9 protein-coding genes are annotated in these 23,010 nt (G+C 35.6%); 7 read left to right on the top strand and 2 right to left on the bottom strand.

The window, feature by feature from the left end; all coding sequences use genetic code 11:
* The first annotated feature begins 10 nt into the window (after nt 1-10).
* The 7 genes from ACE01P_RS23165 (at nt 11) to ACE01P_RS23195 (ending at nt 21,351) form a co-directional block, all read left to right on the top strand.
* Nucleotides 11-14,524 (top strand): T9SS type B sorting domain-containing protein, encoded by a 14,514-nt coding sequence (locus tag ACE01P_RS23165; protein WP_379701430.1) that lies wholly within the window; start codon nt 11-13, stop codon nt 14,522-14,524.
* A gap of 43 nt (nt 14,525-14,567) precedes the next feature.
* A complete protein-coding gene (locus ACE01P_RS23170; RefSeq protein WP_379701431.1) occupies nt 14,568-15,548 on the top strand; it encodes a type IX secretion system membrane protein PorP/SprF in 981 nt (326 codons plus the stop codon).
* A 157-nt stretch (nt 15,549-15,705) separates the two neighbouring features.
* Nucleotides 15,706-16,893, top strand: a complete 1,188-nt coding sequence (locus ACE01P_RS23175; RefSeq protein WP_379701432.1) for a phosphoglycerate kinase — start codon at nt 15,706-15,708, stop codon at nt 16,891-16,893.
* Nucleotides 16,894-17,003: 110 nt separating this feature from the next.
* Nucleotides 17,004-18,827, top strand: a complete 1,824-nt coding sequence (locus ACE01P_RS23180) for a LysM peptidoglycan-binding domain-containing protein (RefSeq protein ID WP_379701433.1) — start codon at nt 17,004-17,006, stop codon at nt 18,825-18,827.
* Between the two features lie 46 nt (nt 18,828-18,873).
* Nucleotides 18,874-19,839 carry a DUF4837 family protein gene (locus tag ACE01P_RS23185; protein WP_379701434.1) on the top strand — a complete coding sequence of 322 codons (966 nt, stop codon included), beginning with the start codon at nt 18,874-18,876 and terminating at the stop codon, nt 19,837-19,839.
* 252 nt (nt 19,840-20,091) lie between these two features.
* On the top strand, nt 20,092-20,733 hold the full coding sequence (locus ACE01P_RS23190; RefSeq protein ID WP_379701435.1) for a DUF1579 domain-containing protein: 642 nt from the start codon (nt 20,092-20,094) through the stop codon (nt 20,731-20,733).
* Nucleotides 20,734-20,895: 162 nt separating this feature from the next.
* Nucleotides 20,896-21,351, top strand: a complete 456-nt coding sequence (locus ACE01P_RS23195) for a GNAT family N-acetyltransferase (RefSeq protein ID WP_379701436.1) — start codon at nt 20,896-20,898, stop codon at nt 21,349-21,351.
* A 37-nt stretch (nt 21,352-21,388) separates the two neighbouring features.
* Here ACE01P_RS23195 and ACE01P_RS23200 read toward each other — a convergent pair whose 3' ends face one another.
* A complete protein-coding gene (locus ACE01P_RS23200; protein WP_379701437.1) occupies nt 21,389-22,192 on the bottom strand; it encodes an OmpA family protein in 804 nt (267 codons plus the stop codon).
* Nucleotides 22,193-22,195: 3 nt separating this feature from the next.
* Nucleotides 22,196-23,010 (bottom strand): S41 family peptidase (locus ACE01P_RS23205; protein WP_379701438.1); only part of this gene is annotated, 815 nt, incomplete at its 5' end.

The following is a 23,010-nucleotide window of genomic DNA, read 5'->3' on the forward strand; positions in this document are numbered from 1 at the left end:
AGCAAATCCTGTGTTCTTAAATGTTGGACCAGGTAATTATAAAGTTGTGGTTAGATATAGTGTTACTTACACAGTAAATGGTACACAACAAAGAAAAGACTGTTTTACTGATCCAGTTGATGTAACAATTACAGGACCAACTTCTGCACTTACTGCATCTGCAGGTGTAGCTGCTTTGGCAGGATGTAGTTTGCCTGATGGAAGTGGAGTAAATCAAGGAGGTAAAGTACGTATCAATAACGTAGAAGGAGGAACTCCGCCTTATGAATATGATTTTGGAGATGGAAAAGGATGGATTCCAAATAAAAATGAAGCAGAGGTTTTACCAGGTACTTATGTATTAAGAGTTAAAGACAATGTAGGATGTATATTTACTATTCCTTACAATGTTATTTTAGATCCAAAACCAGGAGATCCAACAATTGATGATCCAATTACAACGTATACTTGCGACGGAAAAGCTTCAACAACTGTTACAGTTAGAAATCCTCAAAACGCAAATTATACTTACGAATATTATATAGACGATGTAGCAAACACGCCTATAACTAATAATGTTTTCACTGATGTTAAGTCAGGAACACATACTATTACAGTAAAGTATAAAGTAACTACAGTTCCTACTTATAGTAACTTATTAAGAGAAGATTTTGGACGTGGTCCAGATACTAAAACACCAGGTATTCACCCTGATTATTGTTGGGAACCTCAAGATGATGTAGAAGATTGTAACGTAGGTGGTTATATGCCTATTTTATTGAATGATGGTGAATATGTTGTTACAAAAGCTCTTCTTCCTCAGCACGTAAGCGGTTTCAATTGGAATTTACCAAAAGACAACACAGCAGTAATAAACAATACCCCTGCAATTACAGACGGTAGATTTTTAGCTGTAAACGTTGGTGGAACTGTGCCAATTGGAGGTGTTTTATATAGCAAAACAATTAATGATGTTATACCGAATCAAGATATTCAGGTATCATTATATATGCTTAATTTATTAAGTAAGAATAACAATTTGCCATCTCCTAGATTGACTATCCAGCTTCAAAAGAATGGTAAACTTATCTCAGCTGATGCAACTAAGGATACACAAGAAATTCCAAGAGATGAGAAATGGCATAATACTACCGATTTAGGTAATGGTCAGATTTTAACTTTAAATCCAGGAAATAACACATCTTTAGAATTCGTAATCTTATCTTATAGCCAAGTAATTGATGGTAATGACTTAGCTGTTGATGATATTTGGGTACGTCAAATTCCTGAAACTTGTGGTGCAGAGAAAGACTTTACAGTTATCATAGAAGATAACAAAGGTTTTGTTGCTGATACTCCAGTTATTGGTAACTTGACATGTATTGATAAAGCTGACGGAACAATTTCAATTCCTGTTAGTAACTTTAATACTGCGACAGGATATTATTATTCAGTAAACGGTGGAGCTTTACAAAATTCAAGTGCATCTCCTCTTGTTTTAGATAAATTAACTGCAGGAAGTTATACTGTAAAAATACAGTATGATTTAGCTGGGAATTGTTCTACTACTTATACAAGAAGTGTAACTGCTCCATCAGCAGTAACAGCTGTTGCTAGTGTTACAATTCAGCCAACATGTGTGGACGGAGCTGTAATTAAGGCTTCTGCAACTGGTGGAACACCAAATTATCAATATCAATTAGAACGTCCAGACGGAACAATAGTAATTGCATTCCAGACTGACGATACTTTCAATTTACCATTAACTGCTACAGGAGACTTTGTAGTAGTAGCAAAAGATTCTGGGAATTGTTCTTCAGGAGATTCTGATATCGTAAACGTTGTTGGAGCAGTTGCCCCTACAGCTACTTTAGATGCATCATCAGATCTTTGTTATGATAGTGGAAATAAAGCAACTTTGGTTGTAAGTGTTAGTGGCGGAAAAGCACCGTACTATTACAGCTTAAATGACGTGGATTACCAAACTTCAGAGAAATTTGAAGGATTAGGTGCAGGTACATATACTATCTATGTTAGAGATGCAAACGGTTGTAAAGCTACTCCAATCACAAATATTGCGATAGGAACTCAAGTTACAGCATCTGCACAGGTAACAAAACCATTAGATTGTACAAATTCGCCAAACGCACAGATTACAATTACTGCTCAAAACGGAACACCAGGTTATACTTATGAAGTATCATTTAATGGAGCTCCTTTTGCATCGATAGCATCTAATGTATATCCAGCAGCAGCAACAGGATCTTATGTATTTAGAGTAACAGATTCTAAAGGATGTCCGGCATTGACAACTGCAGTAACTGTAGATGCTAAACTTACGCCAACAGGATCTACTACGCCAATAAACCCTAAATGTTACAATGGTAACAACGGAAGTTTTACAGTTATACCGGCGGGCGGAAATGGTGGACCATACGAATATAGTTTTGACGGAGGTACTTTTGGCACTTCTGCTACATATTCTAATTTAGATGCATTTGTTGGTGCGACAAATACAAAAACTTATACATATCAAGTAAAAGACGGTAAAGGATGTCTTTCACCTATTTACGATGTTATATTAACAAATCCTACACAGGTTACAGTTTCTGGTAGCTTCCCAGCTAACACTACATGTAGTTCTACAACAGTAATTACAATTGTTGGTGCAGGAGGAGCAGGAGGATATACGTACAACTTTGATGGTGGTACAAATTATAATGGGGTAACTACTAAGACAATTACCTTAACAAATGCTGAACAAACTATTAAATTCTATGTAAAAGATATTAATGGATGTACAGCTGAAAATGAAATTAAAGTTCCGGCATTTAACCCGCCAACAGGAATTACAATTTCTACACCAGCAGCAGTAACTTGTAATTTACCATCAACAAGTCTTACATTAACAGCTATTGGCGGTATTGCTCCGTACACATATGAAGTTACTTCAGGACCAGTTATGCCAACAGCACAAACTGGAAATACGGCTACATTTACTGGTCTTACACCAGGTAGTTATGAATTTAAAGTAACAGATGCAAGAGGTTGTACTGCTACTGGAGCAAAAACTATTGACCAAGCAGTTAAAATTAAAGCTGAAGGTGCAAAAACAGATGAATTATGCGTGGACTCTAAAAACGGTAGCGCTACATTTACTGTTTCTGATGTAAGCAGTACAGGTAACTTTACTTATACTTTCACACCTAATACAGGTACACCAAATGTTAATGGTAACAAAGTTACTTATACAAATTTAGCACCTGGAACATATACTTTTGTTGCTACAGATCGTACAACAGGTTGTGTTTCTGACAGCAAACAAGTAACAGTTGGCGCAGCTACTAAAATTGATTTCACAGTTACTGCATCAAAAATTAGTTGTAATAATAAAATTGCAACATTAACAATAACAGGTATAACAGGAGGAAACGGTTCTTATAGCTATGCTTATGCGCCAAGTGGTTCTACTATACCAACTACACCATACGGAACAACTTTAACAGTTGATACTGCTGTATTAACTACAACTATTGATGTTTATGTTAAGGATGTAAATAACTGTTATACTAAGAAAACTGTATCTATTGAAACAGAGGCTGATCCAATAATGGATCCTATTGCGGCACAATGTTACACAGGAACTCCTATTTCTGTAAAAATTACAGGTACATATGCATTGCCAGCAACGTTTAGTAAAGATGGTACTAATTTTGGAACGGCAGATACATTTAATTTAACGCCTGGAACTTATCAATTAACGGTAAAAGATAAATTCGGCTGTATTGATTCTAATACTTTTATCGTTCCTGAGCAATTAACAATTACTCCAAAAGTAGAAGATGATGTTACTTGTACACCAAATACAACTATCACTCTAACTTCTGCAGGAGGAACAGGAACTCGTACTTATGCTGTTTCATTCAATGGAGGAGCTTACACAACTGTAACAAGTCCTTACACTGCAACTGCAGCTGGAACTTATAAATTTAGAGTTAATGATAGTGCAAACCCAGTTTGTTATGCTTATACAGCAGATATTCCAGTTACTCTAAAACCTACAGCTTTAACAATAAATACAAGTAAAGTTGATGTAAAATGTAATGGTGCAAAAACAGGAAGCATCTTAGTTACACCAACTTCAGGAAAAGCGCCTTATACTTATAGTATTACTTTGACTACTGCGCCATTTACAAATTACACTGTAAATAATCCTTCAGGATTAGGTGCAGGTACATATAGTATTGTGGTTACAGATGCTTTAGGTTGTGCTTCTCCAGCAACGGCTTCAGTTACGATTAATGAAAATGCAGCGGTAACTGCATCTGCAACTGTAGATCCGTTTACATGTAATACTTCAAATGTTAAGGAGTCTAAAGATGTTACCGTAACAGCAGGTGGAGGAGTAGGTCCTTACACTTATAGTTTTAATGGTGGTTCATTTGAAGCTAGCAATAAATTTGAGGTTAAAGACAATCAAGCACCACAAACAGTAAGATTTACTGTAAAAGATAGTAATGGTTGTTTAAGCCCTGAGGGAACTATTTCTATAGTACCGCTTATTTTGCCAGAGATTGCAAAAGTAGATGTAACGCCTATTTATTGTGATCCAGTTGCTAGCAGAACTAGTACAGCTACAATTACATTAACAAAAGGATCTGGAACTTATACAATTGTTTCAGGACCAACAATTAACAATACAGGAGCAACAAATGGAATCTTCACAGGTCTTACAGCTGGTGATTATGTTTTCAGAGTAACAAATGCAAATGGTTGTTATGATGATTTTTCTAAAAATATTCCTGCTTTAGTTTCTATTAAAGCTATAGCAACAAAACAAAATGATGTTTATTGCTTCAATGGAAATACAGGAAGTATTAAATATGATTTAAGTGATTTCACTTCTTATAGTTATACAGTAAATGGAGTAGCAACAGGAGCAAACCTAACCGCTTCTTCATTCGTATTGTCTAACTTAACACAAGGTACTTATGTTGTAGTGTTTACAGACGATACTACTTTATGTACAATTAGTACAAGTGTTATTATTAACCAGCCAACTGTGCAATTATCTGCTGTTGTAGCTCAGGTAAATGCTAATTGCGGAACAGCGACTTCTAAAGTTACAGTTACAGCAAGTGGTGGTACACCTGATTACAAATATGCTTACATGCAGAATAACGTTGCACCAACAGATGCAGACTATGTTCTGTTAGCTTCAGCAGATTTAAACCCAACAACTAATACACAATGGGATATTTGGGTAAAAGATGCTAATGGCTGTACTGAAAAAGTAGATGTTACTATTACTACAGATCCATTGCCTTCAGTAACTGCAGAAGTTACAAACCAATGTACAGCGTCAGGAAGTAATTTCATAATTGAAGCAACTGCAACAAGCGGAGTTGCTCCTTACACATATACAATTAACACAGGTGTTACACCTAGTCCTGCAAATACATTTACTGTTCCTGCAGGTACATATACAATTACAGTAAAAGATGCTAATGGTTGTCCTGCAACTACAGTAATTACTGTTAACGATCCATTAACTGCGGTTGCAACTCCACAGAAAGATATTACTTGTTCTTCACCAGCTGAAGCTAGAATTGATATCGAAGTATTTGGAGGTAAAGCACCATTCGCATATAGAGTTAAAATTGGTGCTGGAACTTACAGCGGAACACCAATTGCTTTTGTAGGGAATAGCTTCCCTTATTACCCAACTTCATTAGTTGGAAATACATACGAATTTGAAATTACAGATTCTAATGGTGTACCTTGTAAAGCTTTTACTAAAGTTATTACAACAAATACGCCAGCGACAGTTACTGCTTCAGCAACCAAAGTAGATCCTACTTGTAATGGTTTTGATGATGGTTCTGTTGAAATAACAGCTACTGCAGGAGTTGCTCCATTCGAATATAATTTCAATGGTGGTGGTTTCGGTACAAAATCTGTATTTGGAGGATTATTAGCGGGTACTTACAGCTATCAAGTTAGAGATGCTAAAGGATGTGTTTCTACATCTCAAAACATTATATTAGTTGACCCTGCTAAAATTGAAGCAGATATTACTCCAGCTATTATTGAATGTAATGATAACAAACCAGGTAGTATTAGAGTTGATATTACTTCTGGTGGTGTAGCTCCTTTTACATACACAATTTATAACAATGCATTTACGCAAGTAGTGCCTCCTGTTGTAACTAGTGCAACTACAGTAACGTTTGGTGGAGATCCATTGGTTCCAGGAATCCTAACTTACGGAGATTATTATGTAACAGTTGTTGATAGCAATGGTTGTGAATTCAAAAGTGCAAAAACACGTATTGAAACTAGACCATATATTGAGGCAACAGGTGTAGCTTCTTCTGGAACTTGTGTTGGTGGTGCTACTGCGACAATCAATGTATTGACTGCTGCTTACCCAGTAACGTATTCAATTTTTGGACAACCTGCAACGGCATTTGGTCCAACGACAAATACGTCACATACATTTACTGGATTAGATCATGGTACAACATATCAGTTCCAAGTAATTGACAATGGTGGATGTTTCACAATTGTTGAAGTTAAAACACCTGATTCTCCTTCATCTATCGCACTAGATCCAATTGTTAAAGAAGATATACTTTGCTTTGGAAATAGTTCAGGTAAAATTGACTTTACTGTTAGAAACTACGGAGCTTCAGTATCTGAAATCAGATATGAAGTTCGTGATGAATTGACAAATGTTTTAGTTCCTGGTAAAAGCGGAGTTCTTACAGGATTAACAGGAGCAGCAGCTTCTGGAACTGTAACGGGACTTGCAGCAGGTAACTATACTTTATATTTAAAAGAATTTGATGGAACAGAATGTAATGTTTCTCAAAAATTCCAAATAACTCAACCAGTTCAAGGACTTAACTCAAGCGTACAGTCTATTAAAAATGCAAATTGTGACAATCCTGCTCAGGTTACTTTAAAAACAACAGGAGGAACAGGACCTTATACATATGCTTATGCTGTAGCTCCAACTGTACCAAGTACATTTGCTTCAGGAAATGTTCTAGATTTAGATCCAGGAGCTGCAGGAACAAATTTACTTTGGAATATTATAGTTAGAGATGCGAATGGTTGTACATTCCCATTGCAAGTAACTATTGCAAAAGATCCAAGTCCAGTAATTGCATTAAGTGTAGTTAACAAATGTGCTGTAGAGGATAACTTTACAATACATGTTACTGAAACGACAGCAGGTACAGGAGCTTATCATATTAGCGTAGATAGTAATAACGCATACGGAAGTACAAGTGTTACATTACCTTATGATGTAACAGGATTACACTCTGGTTCTCACACAATTTACATTAAAGATGCAAATGGTTGTATTGATTCTAAATCAATTACAATTGATGCGCCTATCAAAGTTGTACCACAACTTGGTACATTGCCAGACTGTGGAGTTAATAATGGTTCAATTACTTTAACGCCATCAGGAGGTTCAGGTAATTTTACATATACTATTTCGCCTACATATGCAAGCGTTGTAATCGCTGGAAATACAATTAGCGGTTTACCAGATGGTACTTATACGGTAACCATGACGGATAATACGAATAGTGATAATTTGAATGTTGCGTGTAGTACATCAGCTCAAATTACATTACCAAGAGGAACTGCTGTTACTTTTGATGCTGAAGTTGTGAACGTAGCTTGTAAAGGTGATGCTACAGGAAGTATTAAAGTTAACTTACTTCCAGGTAATAATGATACAGTTTATACTTATGCTATTACGCCAGTAGCAGGTACACAAGTAGGAAATGTATTCTCTAACCTTCCAGCAGGTAACTATACAATTACGGTGACTTCTGGAAGAAAATGTTCTCTAGCTTTACCTTATACAGTTGGTGAACCAAACCTTGATTTATCAGCTACGGCTCCAGTAACTCAATATGCTTGTGCAACTGGCAGCGCAACACCAGGAGCAGCTGTTATAACAGTAAATGCTTCAGGAGGTACTCCAGGATACAAATATAATTTTGATGGAGGTACTGAGTATTACGATAACAATGTATTGTTAGTAAGTGATGATAATAGTACAACTCCAAGAACATTCAACTATTATGTAATAGATAAAAATGGTTGTAAAACTAATGGTACAGCTACGGTTGATCCTTTCGTGAAATTAAATGATATTGATTTCGCTTTAACGACGGCTCCAACTTGTCCATTAAATGTTGCGACAATCACTTTAACAGTTGATGGTGGTAATACACCAATTGCCAAATACGAAATGGTTTCTCCTACAAGTATTGATAACGGAACTGTTGCTGTATTTAATAATATACAACCAGGTGTTAATTACATCTTTAGAGTTACTGATTCTAAAGGATGTTCAATCGAGAGACCTTATAAATTAGATCCAATCGCTCCAATTGATATTATACGTACATCATCAACAAATGTAAGTTGTAATACAGCGAACGGAATTGACAATAACGGAACAGCAACTTTTACAGTTTCTGACTTTAGCGCGACTGGTTACACAGTTGCAGTTACAAGTACTCCGGCAGCGTTACCTTTCAATCCACCAACAACAGCCGGTAATATTGTTACTGTTGGAGGTCTTGTTGAAGGAACTTATACGGTAACAGTAACAGATAACACAACAAATTGTTCAGAATCTGCTGATGTTATCATTACAATGCCAGCGCCAATAGTAATTGCAGCGTCAGGTACAAAAGTTTATTGTACAAATACTGATTCTCAAATTACGGTGACAAGTGTTGTTGGAGGTACATCTCCATACACTTACGCGGTTGTGCCAGGAGGTACTGCTATTGCGCCTACAACATTCCCATATGCTATCAGTGAACCAGCAACAGTTAGTACAGGTTTAACTAACTTATCTTGGGATGTTTATGTTAAAGATGCAAACGGATGTATCGCTGGACCAGAAAACGTAACTATTATTTACGATGCGGCACCAGTGCTTAATATGCCAGCACAACAATGTTTTGTAGGTGCAGATTTAACAGTAGATCTTGATGCTCTTGCTACAACATACAACAACGTAAAATCATTTACAGTTGATGGAGTTGCTACAAGTAGTCCTGCAACATTTACAAAAGCAGGAACATACACAATCGTCTTAACAGATGATAACGGATGTACAGATGAACAAATTTATATTATAGAAGAGCGCTTAACAGCTGCTGCAACAGTAGAGAAAGATCTTTACTGTGAAGTAGGTAATGAAGCGGCAAAAATTGTTGTTGAAATTAAGGGTGGTAAAAAAGACTACACTTACCAAATGTACTTAAACGGTGCTGCAGTGGGTCTTCCAAAACCAGCTACTGGTGACTTTACAGAGTTTGTAACTGTTGATGGAGATTACACTTTTGAAATCTCAGACAGTAACTTACCATGTACATTTACAACAGCTCCTGTAACAGTTAGTATACCAGGAACAATTATTCTTACGCCATCACAAACTGACGTGATATGTTTTAGAAACAGCGACGGAAGCTTAACTGTTGTTCCATCAGGTGGTGCTGCTCCATATACATTTGTACTTACAAGTACAGGTACTGGTGCAAACAACTCAGGAGATACAACTGGTATTTATACTGGTTTACCTCAAGGTGATTACAAAGTTGTGGCAACAGATGCTAAAGGTTGTACTGCTGAAGTAGATATTACAATTGTTGAACCGCCTTTATTAGAAGAGGAGTATTCAATCACAAGAAACACAAGCTGTAGTACATCTACTGAAATAGTAGTTGTAGGTAAAGGTGGTAAAGGAACTTACCAATATAACTTTAATGGACAAGGATATGATTCTCTAGATCGTATTTCAGTACCTAACGATGGTTCAGTTTTATCAGTTACATATACTGTTAAAGATGAGAATGGATGTGAAACAGCTCCAGTAACAGTTCCGATTGTTCCATTAAACAAACCGACAGCTTTAGCATTCTCTGCAACTGCAATTACTTGTCAAGCATTGAGTAGTGATGTTACAGTAACTGCAACAAACGGTGTAGGTGCGTTAGAATTTAATATTATAGAATTCAACGGAGCTCCAACAACGCTTTATGCTACAGTAACAACAGCAGGAAGCGCAGTTCCAGCGGTGTTTACAGGATTACCTTTCGGTGAATACAAATTTGAAGTAAAAGACTACAATGGTTGTACTTACACTGATATATTGACTATAAAAGATGTTGTTAAAATTCAAGCTACAGGTGACGCTTTCGCGAAATCTTGTATCGGTAATAACGACGGAAAAGTAGTCTTTACAATGTCTGATTTCAAAGGAACTTATACTTATTCAGTAACTAAAGATGGTGCTGCTTTTGCTGGACCAGTTACAACTTCTAATACAGAGGTTACTTTAGCTAACTTAGCAATAGGAGTTTATGAAATTAGTGTTGTTGATGATATAACACAATGTCCAACAACTTTCAATGTGGAGGTTAAAGATCCTATTGATGTAACAGTTACAGAAGAAGGTAATGTTAATGCTAATTGTAACACAGGTGCTGTAGTTACAGTTCTAGGTCACGGGGGAGCTGGTGATTATACCTATTCTTTCGTTCCAGCGGGTGCACCTTATGGAGCATTTGAACCAGAGGCTACAAGAGAATTAAATCCAGCTACTGCTACTGCATGGGATGTATATGCAAAAGACAAAAATGGATGTATCTCTCAACCGATCCCAGTAAGCATTATAACTGATCCATTGCCAGGTAACTTTACTGCAAATGTTACATCTCATTGTGCTGATAACAATGGAAATTATGAAATTGTAGTAGACGATTCTGCTGCAACTGGAGTAGGTCCATTTACATACAGTATTGGTGGAGGATTCCAAATCTCTAAATCATTTACAGTGAACGTTGCAAAAGCATACGATATCACAGTACGCGATAAATTTGGTTGTGAGACTGAGTTCCCAGCAGTGGTAACAATTTTACAGCCTTTAGAATTGAAACCTGAAATTTTAGATTACACAACATGTGCTGAAGGTGACGGAAGAATTAGCGTTACAGCAACTGGTGGTTCAGGAAATTACAGTTATTCAATTGATGGTGGAGCTCAAGTAACAACTACTCCAGCTATATTTGAGTTCTTAAATTCTGGTACTCACACAATTGATGTGATTGATACAGTTACTAATTGTCCAGTTTCAACTGAAGTTAAAATAATTCCACCAACTAAAATTGATGGTTTTGATGCAGTTACTACTCCGGTTACTTGTTTTAATTACACTGATGGTAAAATTACAGCAAGCATTGCCGCAGGAACAAATGATAACCCGGTATACAGATATAGAATCAACAACGGTCCACTTCAAGAAAGCGGAGTGTTTGAAGGATTAGCAGCTGGAGACTATCTTGTTGAAGTGTTCTCAGGAAGAGGTTGTCCTGCTTCTAAACTTGTAACTGTAGGAGGACCTAAAGCAATTGTTGTTCCAGATCCAGTTGTTGTTCAGTACTTATGTACTAGCGCTAACAATAGTAATTATGCAACAATTACAGTAACTGGTGTTACTGGAGGTTCTGAAGATTTTGCTAATTATAAATATGAGTTTATCAGAAATGGTGTAAGCGTTTATTTAGGACCAAATAATGTATATACTCAAACTGATTTTACAGGAGGAAGTTTTACAGTAAAAGTTCATGACCCTAATGGTTGTGAAGGTTCTAATGCCGGAACATGGGTAATTAATCCATTCATCCGTTTAGATGAAGTAAAAGTAAGAGTTGATGATGCAATCACTTGTCCTACTAAAGAAAACATTACAGTATCGGTAGTTACAACAGGTGGTACACCAACAAACTTAGAATACTCAATTGCTTATAATGGTGCAACAGTACCAGGTAATCCGCCAAATACAAATGGAGTATTCACAAATTTAGGAATAGGTGAATATATCATAACAGTTCTTAATAAAGATACTGGATGTTTATTACAAAAAGTTCACCGTGTGTATGATCCAAATACATTCAGTATTAAAGCAGTAGCAATAAATGGAGAAATTTGTTTCAATACTGCTGATGGAAGTGTTGATTTAACTTTTGTTGACAATCAAATAAATCCAGATGACGATGCAGGTATATTTGATTATGTAGTTACAGGTCCATTTCCAAGTACGGCGGTAGTTGCTTCAAATCGTACACTAAACGCAGGCCCAGAAAGAGTTTCTAATTTAAGAGCTGGTCTATACAAAGTAGTGGCTACTTTAGTTGGTACTCCTTATTGTACGGTGGAAACAAACTTTACTATTAATCAGCCAAACGAAGCATTAGTTGCAACATCAAAGAAAGTTGATATTACATGTGTTGCTGGTAATAATGATGGTGAAATCTCTGTTAGCGCAACAGGAGGTTGGAATACATCTTACCAATATGAATTAGTAAAAGATGGAGTTGTTGTAGAACTTTACTCAGGTAAGACAAACTTTACAGGTTTAACAGAAGGTGTTTATGTAGTAAATGTTAAAGACGCTAAAGGTTGTGAGACATCTACAGGTCAGACTTTAATAGTGCCATTGCCTATTAATGCTACAGCAAGTGCAAATGTTTCGATTTTACCATGTTTTGGAGATAAATCAGGTATAGTTACTGTTACTCCTCCAACAGGTGGTCAAGGAAGCAACTATATGTATACATTAAATATACTTTCTGAAAATCCTGTAATTTCATCAGGACCATTCACATCTCGAGTTTTCTCTGGATTAGGTGCAGGAAGATATAGTGTAACAATTACAGATGGATTCTCTTGTGAGTTTACAACTAATGAAGTTGAAATTAAAGATCCAACAATTGTGTTAGCTACTTTAGTAGAGTCTAGAGCACAAACTTGTCAGACTGAAACTCAGCTTACATTAAGTGCTGAAGGCGGAACGCCACCATATACTTATAGTGCAGATGGAACTACAATATTAGGTTCATTCACATCTTCAATTTCATTTGATGTACCAGTAGGTTCTTATAAGTATTTTGTTTTTGATGCTAACAACTGTAGAAGTGTTATCTCGAATTCAGTTAAAATTAATGCTTTAACTCCATTAGACGTTACACTTGATATTTCAAGTGCAGTTGTAAAATGTACTGGAGAATCGACAGGAGTAATTACTGCAGTAGCAGTAGGTGGTTTAGGTCATTACTCTTACACATTGTTAAACGGAGCTGGAGGACCTGTTCGTCCTGCTCAAGACAATGGAATATTTGCTGATCTTCCAATCGGAACATATAGAGTAGCAGTTAATAGTGTAGATTGTGATGACATATCAGAATTGGTTGAAATTAAAGAACCAAATCTAGCTTTACAAGCTCAATTTAAACCAACAGATGTTACTTGTTTCGGTGAGAACAATGGTAAACTTGAGATAATTGCTTCAGGTGGAACAGGAATCATTAAATATGCGATTTCTCCAAATCTGAACCAGTTTGATACTAAAGTATTATTTGAGAAATTAGCGCCTGGTCAATACCAAGCTATAGCTCAAGACGAAAACGGATGTTTTGTATTGTACGATTTCACAATCTCACAACCAAACCCTGTAATCGTTACTGAAGTTCCAAACTCAATGATTCCAGAAGTTTGTGATGGAGATAAAGATGGTGCATTTAGTATCGAAATTAAAGGTGGTACTTTACCTTACAGTGTAAGTTTAGATGTTCCAAACGGACCATTTACTCTAGGTACAGCAACACAAACAGTGTTTGACTTTACAAACCTTAAAGGTGGAGCACATACAGTTTATGTGAAAGATGCAAACAACTGTCCGGTAGATTTCGCAATGAATATGCCAGATGCGGTAATTCTTAACCCAACTGCAGAAGTAACATACGATTGTGTTAACAATGCACAGGCTAATATGGTAGTAGTAACAATTGATGCTTCTAACACTAACCCTGCGGAGGTAGATTACTCTCTAGACAATAATGGAACATTCCAGCCAAGTAACATTTTCACAAATGTTCCTGCTGGTGATCACTTCATCGTTGCAAGACATACTAACGGATGTGAGGTGCCAACTGCAATCTTTACTGTTGCTCCGGTTGATCCTGTTGCTTTAATTGATATTACAAACCAAAGCAAAGACATTAATACAATTCTTGTTCAAGCTTCTGGCGGAATTGCTCCTTACGAGTACAGTTTCAATGGTGAACCATTTACATCATCTAATAGCTATAGAATCTACAAAACAGGTGATTATGTGGTTATCGTAAGAGATAAAAATGGTTGTGAGGCTACAATAACAGTTCATGGTACATTCTATGACTTCTGTATGCCAAACTACTTTACTCCTAACGGAAGTACAGGTACAACAATTGGTCCTGATTGTGGAGCATTAGCATACAAAGAGCTTACTTTTGATATTTATGATAGATATGGTAGAGTAGTTGCCAAATATCGAGTAGGTGGAAAATGGGATGGTAGATACCACGGAAGTGAATTGCCAACAGGTGATTACTGGTATGTTCTTAAACTAAATGATCCGAAAGATCCAAGAGAATTTGTTGGACATTTCACTTTATACAGATAACAAAATTATAGCCCCAATGATGTTATCTAAAAATATTAATACAATGAAAAAGTTTATTTTATCCTTAGTACTCATGGCTGTAACAACAAGTTACAGCCAAGAGTTAAACCTACCGGTGTTTACCCAGTATCTGGCTGATAACCCTTTTATTCTTTCTCCTGCTTATGCTGGTATTGGAGATAATCTCCGTATTAGAGCCAATGGTTTAACGCAGTGGGTCGGAATTAAAGATGCACCAGATAACCAATCATTGTACGCAGATTTTCGTGTTTTAGATCGTTCTGGAGTTGGTATATCATTGTATAATGATAGCAATGGTAATACAAGACAAACTGGTGCCAAAGTTTCATTTGCGCACCACTTGATCTTAGATTATCGTACAGAGCAGTATTTATCTTTCGGTATCTCTTACAACTTTAATAGTTTCCGTATTGAGACTGGAAATTTTAATGATGGTAACAATGGAAACCCGCCAGTTGGAGGGCAGCAGCCTACTGACAATCGCTATAGTGGTAATAATAACTTTGATATTAGTGCATTGTACCGTAACAGAGGATTTTATTTGAGTTTCAATGCCAATAACGTATTGAAAAAGAATATTAGCCTTGAACGAGTAAATGAACCAGATCTTTTATCTAACTTTCAAGTATATACTGGATTCACTTTTAAAGATGCAGAAAACAGACGTATCGAATACGAACCATCGGTTTTCTTACAATACTTTGCTAATGATAATCGTTCTACAACCGATTTTAACTTCAAGTACAGACGTTACAATCGTTACGAAGATTACTATTGGATTGGAGTTTCTTACCGTTTCTTAAATGACCAATTCCCAAAACCTTTGGCAATGGGACCTATGGCTGGTTTTATGAAATCTAAATTCTATTTTGCATACTCTTACCAGTTAATGTTTAATGGTCTTGGATCTTATAACTCAGGAACACATTCAATCACAATCGGATTTGACTTCTTGGCCTCAATCAGTAACTGTCCTTGTACACAAAGTCCAGTTCACGATTAAACAAGTAATTTTTATCATCTTTAAGAATTATTTTGTTTGTTTTCATAATTTACAACGTTTTCGTTTTTATTAATGGATTATTTTTGCTTTTTTGAAATTTAGAGTACTGTAAAAGTTCTATATTTGTTATTCTTTCAAAAAATTAAAAAACAAGCAGATGAAAACTTTAAACGATTTCGATTTTAAAAATAAAAAAGCAATAATCCGTGTTGACTTCAACGTGCCATTGGATGAGAATTTTAATGTAACTGATACAACACGTATTGAAGCAGCTAAGCCAACTATTGATGCTATTTTAGCTCAAGGCGGAAGTGTGATTTTAATGTCGCATTTAGGAAGACCAAAAGGAGCAGAAGAGAAATATTCTCTAAAACATATCTTAAAAACAGCTTCTGATATTTTAGGAGTTCAAGTAAAATTTGCTGAAAATTGTGTTGGAGAACCAGCTCAAACAGCAGCAAAAGATTTAAAACCAGGCGAAGTTCTTTTATTAGAAAATTTACGTTTCCACGCTGAAGAAGAAGCAGGAGATGTAGCTTTCGCTAAAGAATTAGCTTCTCTTGGAGATATCTATGTAAACGATGCATTTGGTACAGCTCACAGAGCACACGCATCGACTACAATTATCGCTCAATTTTTTCCAAACGATAAAACTTTTGGAACATTATTGGCAAAAGAAATTGACAGTTTAAATAAAGTTCTTAAAAACAGTGAAAAACCTGTAACTGCTGTTCTTGGAGGTTCTAAAGTTTCTTCTAAAATTACTGTTATCGAAAATATCTTAGATAAAGTAGATCACATGATTATTGGAGGAGGTATGACTTTTACTTTCATTAAAGCTCAAGGAGGAAAAATCGGTGAGTCTATCTGCGAAGATGACAAATTAGATCTTGCTCTTGAAATCTTAAGATTAGCAAAAGAAAAAAATGTTCAGGTTCACATTCCTGTTGATGTTATTGCTGCAGATGATTTCTCAAACACTGCAAATACTCAGGTTGTAGATGTAACTGCAATTCCTGACGGATGGCAAGGTTTAGATGCAGGTCCAAAATCTTTAGAGAACTTCAAAAAAGTAATTTTAGGTTCTAAAACGATTCTTTGGAATGGTCCATTAGGAGTTTTCGAAATGGAAACTTTCTCTAAAGGAACAATTGCATTAGGAGATTATATCGCTGAAGCTACAGAAAATGGAGCATTTTCTTTAGTTGGTGGTGGAGATTCTGTTGCAGCAGTAAAACAGTTCGGATTTGAAGACAAAATGAGCTACGTTTCTACTGGTGGTGGTGCAATGCTTGAAATGTTAGAAGGAAGAATTTTACCTGGAATCGCTGCGATTTTAGACTAAAATATCACAATTAACATTTTTTTAAACACTTTTCTTCAATAAAGAGCTTAGATTTGCAAAAATACAACTCTTGTAATTGTTTGAATTACAGAATTTTAAAATAATGTTATATGATTGTAAAGAAAATATCCTTAGTGGTGACAGCTTTGTTCTCTATGTCGATGTTCGCGCAGGAATCTGCAGAATTTTCAAAAGAGATTAAGCAAGACATTAAGTTGTCGTATTTAGATTCTATTAAAAGTACATTCAAAAGAGACCAATTGGCTTCAAAAGTAGATAGTCTTTGGATGAATGAATTAGTAAGTCTCGACATCTACGACGATTTAACAAAAGACATACAAACCATCAATAAGGATGTAACTGTCGATGAAGAACTCCCAACCGAATTGCTAAAACAGCGTTTGGCGGCGATGAATCAGAAATCACCTTTTGAGATAGAATACAATCAAGGTTTAGAAAATATAATAAAGTCATTTCTTAAGAACCGTAAAAAATCGTTTTCTCGATTAATGGCTTTATCAGAATATTATTTCCCAATGTTTGAGGACGCTTTTGCCAAACAAAACGTTCCTTTGGAAATAAAATATTTAGCCGTTGTAGAATCTGCTTTAAATCCTAAAGCAGTTTCTAAAATGGGCGCTACGGGACTTTGGCAATTTATGTACGGAACCGGAAAACAATACGCTTTAAAAATCGATTCTTATATCGATGAAAGAAGTGACCCTCTTAAAGCTACAGCAGCAGCTTCAGAATACATGAGCAAAATGTTCAATATTTTTGGCGACTGGGAACTAGTTTTAGCTTCTTACAACTCAGGTCCAGGAAATGTTACTAAAGCAATTCGTCGCTCTGGCGGAAAAACAAAATACTGGGACATTCGTAATTATCTTCCAAAAGAAACTCAAGGTTACGTTCCTGCTTTCTTAGCAACTATGTATCTTTTTGAATACCACAAAGAACACGGAATCAATCCAGAAAGAGCTGTGGTTAAAAACTTTGAAACAGATACAGTTTGTGTAAAAAATCAAATGTCTTTCAAACAGATAGCTGATTTATTAGACATGCCTCAATCACAAATTCAACTTTTAAATCCATCATACAAAAGAGGAGTTGTTCCATTTTATCAAGAAGAACAGCATTTCATACGTCTTCCAAAAGATAAAGTAGCGACTTTTGTATCAAATGAAGATCAGATTTATGCTTATGTAAAGCATGATTCTGAAATGAAGTTTACTAATTCAAGGTTAGCTGTTAAATATGCTCCAAAAGCAAAACCAGCAGTAAAATCGATTGTTAAACCATCTGAGATTGACAATAGTGACTTCGAATTTTATAAAGTTAGAAAAGGAGACAACTTAGGTGCAATTGCTTCTAAGTATAATGTTAGCATCAGCGAACTTAAAAATTGGAATAACTTAAAAACAAATGCTGTTGCAATTGGCCGAAGCTTAAAGATTAAATCTGAGGAGCCTTCAGCTGTAAAAGCAAATGCAGTTGTAGAGAAAAAAGAAGAAGCAATCGCTTCTGCTGAAGAAAAAGAAAAGTCAACAGCTGTTGATATGGACTATGTTGTGGTAGCTGGAGACAATTTAGGTAGCATTGCAAAGAAGTTCGGTACGACTATTGCGGAGTTAAAAGAACTTAACAATTTAACTTCAAATAACATTGTTTTAGGAAAAACACTTATTATTTCTAAAGCAGCAGTAGTTATAGAAGAGCCGGCTTCAACAGCAATTGCATCAAACTCGGTTGATACATTCAAGAAAAAAGCACCTTCTAAAAACGTTAGTGAAGATTATTACGTTAAAAAAGGAGATTCTTTATACAGCATTTCTAAAAAATATCCTGGAGTAACAATTTCAGATATTAAAAAATGGAATGGTATTAAAGATGAAGATATTAAACCGGGAATGAAACTTAAAATAAACGGATAATAGAAAAATCTTATTAAATTTGGGTTTTATTTCATAAATTAAAAAAATGAATAAAACCCATTTTTTATTGCTATTAGTTCCATTTTTCCTGACTTCTTGTTTTAAAAGCGAAAAACAAGAAACAGTTTCTGGAAAAACCAATACCATTTCAGTCATTATTGACGATCAGTTGTGGTATGGTGAAGTAGGCGATAGCATCAGAAATAAATTTGCCTCGCCGGTTCTCGGACTTACTCAAGAAGAACCGCTTTTTACCATTAACCAATATCCTGCAAGATTGCTTGAAGGCTTTGTTACAGACAGCCGAAGCATTATCGTGGTTAAAAAAACGGCTGCAGAAAAATTCGAAATCATTCGAAGCAAAACTCTCCCACACAATACTTTTCGCATTTACGGAAAATCGGTAGACGATATTATTTGTAGTATTGAATTGAATTCTCCGCAAATAATAAAAATTATTCATGATGCAGAAATTCAAAAAATTCAAGAAGACAATAGCGCTTCATTATTGAATAAAGCCATTATAAAAAACAAATTTCATATCAACATTCAGATTCCAACAGGATATGAATACATGTTGCACAAAAAGAAATTCATTTGGCTAAAAAAGGAAATCATAAGTGGAAATACCAGTTTATTGATTTACCAAATTCCGCTTAGAAATTTCAAAAAGAAAAAAGACGTTGTAAATGCAATCGTCAAGATGCGCGATTCTATTGGTAAATATATTAAAGGCCGCGAACCCAACACTCAAATGATTACGAGTGAAGCTTACGCGCCATATTTCTCAAATGTCGCATTAGACAATAAAGAAGCTTTCGAAACAAAAGGAACTTGGGAGCTGAAAAATGATTTCATGACCGGACCATTTATTAACTACGCGATATTAGACCCAACTTTTAATCGTGTTTTAGTAATCGAAGGATTCTCATATTCGCCATCACATCAAGAACGCGACCTAATGCTAGATCTTGAAGCCATCATAAAAACAGTAAGAATCGACAAACGATAGTGGGTTTTTGTTTCAGGTTTCAAGTTTGTGAGTTTCAGGTTTGATGATTCAAGTTAATAAAGCTACACAGTAAGTATGCGCATTTCTCCGAAAACTTTGCCTTCTCAAAAATATACTCAGCGTTCTTTGCGTAAACCCTTTGCGAACTTTGCGGTTAAATAGACAAAGTATATCAACTTGAAACATAAAACATAAAACTTGAAACAAAAAAAGTTGTAATTTTATTCGTAACAAACATTAAAACAAATAGTTATGAAAAAATTAACCACAACCTTGGCAATAATAACCTTGTGTTTTGTTTCGTGTAAGAAAGAAGTAAAAGAAGAATCCGCTACCGCGAAAGACTCTCTTGCTGTTAAAACTGAAGAACCGCTTATAGAAGAACCAATCGATTCTGCGGCGCAAATGAAAGCTTGGCAAGAATATGCAACGCCAGGAAATCCTCATAAAATGATGGCCGATGAAGTCGGAACTTGGAATTGCGATATGACATTCTGGACAGAACCAAACGGCAAAGCAGAAAAATCAACAACCACTGCAGAAATCAAAATGGTTTTGGGCGGACGTTATCAAGAAGCTGTTTATAAAGGAACTATGATGGGTCAGCCTTTTGAAGGTAAAAGCACTTTAGCGTACAATAATGCAAGTCAAGAATACACCACAACTTTTATCGATAATATGGGAACTGGAATGATGGTTGCCATGGGAAAATACAATGAAGCCGCAAAAAGTATGGAATTTAAAGGCGAAATGGTAAACCCAGTAAACGGAGAGAAATCGCCATATAGAGAAGTCTATACAATCGTTGATCCGAAAACGAGAAAAATGGAAATGTTCGATATGAAAAACGGATCTGAATATAAAAGCATGGAAATTGTAATGAAAAAAAAGTAGTTTTTTCTAAGTGACAAAGGTGCAAAGAGACAAAGGCACGAAGTTTTATTTGTATTGGATATAACTTTGTGTCTTTGCGATTTCTACAAGAAACTATAGCACAGCTAAAAAATTAATATAACTTAGCGCCTTTGTGCCTTCGTGGCAAAACTTAAAGAAAGAATGGAATTAAAATGGAAAATAAAGCCTTTTGAGGCATTAACTGCTCATGAGTTATATGATTTGCTCAGATTGCGAAGTGAAATCTTTGTAGTGGAGCAAAATTGCGTTTATTTAGACCTTGACGGCAAAGACAAGAAAGCATTGCACTTAATGGGAGAGTTTGAAGGCAAAATCGTAGCTTATTCACGCTTATTCGATGCAGGAATTAGTTTCGATAACGCTTCAATCGGAAGAGTGACTGTAGATCAAAATTATCGCGATAGAAAATGGGGACACGAATTAATGCGTGAAGCCATTGCTGAAATTAAATCAAACTTTGGAAAAGATAAAATAACCATCGGCGCACAATTGTACTTGAAGAAATTCTACGAAAGTCACGGTTTTGTCCAAACCAGCGAAATGTATTTAGAAGATGATATTGAGCACATAGAAATGATCAGAGAGTTAAAACCTTAGAATCTTAGCAACTCAGAATCTTAGTATCTAAAAAAAACTAAATTTTCGTAATCACAAACTCCACCCGCCGATCGTAATTATCGCCTCGGCCTAAAGGATATTTATTGCCGCAGCCCATATAGGTCATGCGGCTTTTTGATATTTTTCTTGACATTAAATAATGAAAAACAGTTTTGGCGCGGTTCCAAGAAAGTCTTCTTTCTCTTGTTGCCCGGTCAATTCCGTCGGTGTAGATTTCGGGTGTGCAACAGACATGCCCGCGTATTTCAAACTTTAAATTTCTGTGATTTTGTAGTGTTACAGCAACTTTATCAAGTTCTTTTTTAGAAATGGGGGTTAGTTTGGCGCTTCCGATATCAAATAAAATAGATTCGAGACAAATTTTATCACCAACCTTTAAATCGTCTTTGAAAGAAGTATGAATTCCTTTTCCGAAACTATTCTTTTTCACAACAATTAAATCAACCCGCCGATTTCGGAGACGTGTTTCGTACAGATTCTCTACCGTATCTGCTTTTACGACAACACGCCCTTTTCCTTCCAGAATAACAATTTTACTTTGCTTGAATCCTTTTTTGATCAATAGATCCTGAATTGTATAAGCCCGATTATTAGACAATCTAAAGTTATACTCATCGTTTCCGCGATCATCACAATAGCCATAAATCTGTATAGATTCTACTTTAGCAGTGTCTATATTTTTCACAAAGTTAGATACAACGCTGATTTGCTTTTCGGTCAAATCATACCTGTCAAACTCAAAATAAAGAGTTTCAACAGGTCTCTGCTGTGCGTTGACGGTATAATATGAAAAAACAATCAAGGCTAGAGTTATCTTCATTCACTACATTTTTAAAATCGTTTTATATTCTGTTTGATTATTTAATACGCTAACTGCTCTTTTAATTTCCGAATTGTTTTTTAGATAATACTGATACAAACCTTCTTGATATTGATATCTTTTAATCAATTCTTCCAAAATCATGTTTTTGATTTCTTTTTGGTTTTTATCCAGTAAAGTCGTTTCGCTTTTTTCTAAAGCATTCAACAATTGCTGATATTCGGCAGTAATGGTTTCGTCTATTTTTTCTTTTTTAGCTGCAGCTAAAGTATTTTTCAAAGCCACTTCTGTTTCTGTATCAAAAGTGATTTTGTTGGTTTTTAAATATTGTTTGAAAGCAGCATAATCTGCATCTGAAATAGTTGGAATCTTATCACCCAAATTTGGATTTTTGTAATAATAAGTCGTAGCGTAATCAAAAACACCATCGTTTTTAGTCAAAGCAGTTGCAATTGCGCTAGTTTTAGTTTCTTCCAATTCGATATCTGGTAAAACTCCACCGCCATCATAAACCGTTCTTCCTTTTCGGGTTTTGAATGCGTTAAAGTTCTTAGCATCTGTTTTTTGTGCTACACCATTTTTGTCTTTATGCGCATAATCCAAAGCTTGAATGCAACGGCCAGAAGGTGTATAATATCTTGAAATGGTTACTTTCAATTGAGTTCCGTAAGTAAGATCAACAGAACGCTGCACCAAACCTTTTCCGAAACTTCTGCTTCCTAAAACTACGGCACGATCTAAATCTTGTAAAGCACCAGAAACAATTTCTGATGCAGAAGCACTTCTTCCGTTTACTAAAATTGCTAACGGAATTTCAG

The sequence above is a fragment of the Flavobacterium sp. HJSW_4 genome (assembly GCF_042436695.1).
Taxonomy (GTDB): domain Bacteria; phylum Bacteroidota; class Bacteroidia; order Flavobacteriales; family Flavobacteriaceae; genus Flavobacterium.

What these genes read in the sequence shown, in the direction of transcription:
- ACE01P_RS23190 (WP_379701435.1), top strand. Translation starts at nt 20,092, where the DNA reads ATGAAAAAATTAACCACAACCTTGGCAATAATAACCTTGTGTTTTGTT.
- ACE01P_RS23175 (WP_379701432.1), top strand. Translation starts at nt 15,706, where the DNA reads ATGAAAACTTTAAACGATTTCGATTTTAAAAATAAAAAAGCAATAATC.
- ACE01P_RS23195 (WP_379701436.1), top strand. Translation starts at nt 20,896, where the DNA reads ATGGAATTAAAATGGAAAATAAAGCCTTTTGAGGCATTAACTGCTCAT.
- ACE01P_RS23170 (WP_379701431.1), top strand. Translation starts at nt 14,568, where the DNA reads ATGAAAAAGTTTATTTTATCCTTAGTACTCATGGCTGTAACAACAAGT.
- ACE01P_RS23180 (WP_379701433.1), top strand. Translation starts at nt 17,004, where the DNA reads ATGATTGTAAAGAAAATATCCTTAGTGGTGACAGCTTTGTTCTCTATG.
- ACE01P_RS23200 (WP_379701437.1), bottom strand. Translation starts at nt 22,192, where the DNA reads ATGAAGATAACTCTAGCCTTGATTGTTTTTTCATATTATACCGTCAAC.
- ACE01P_RS23185 (WP_379701434.1), top strand. Translation starts at nt 18,874, where the DNA reads ATGAATAAAACCCATTTTTTATTGCTATTAGTTCCATTTTTCCTGACT.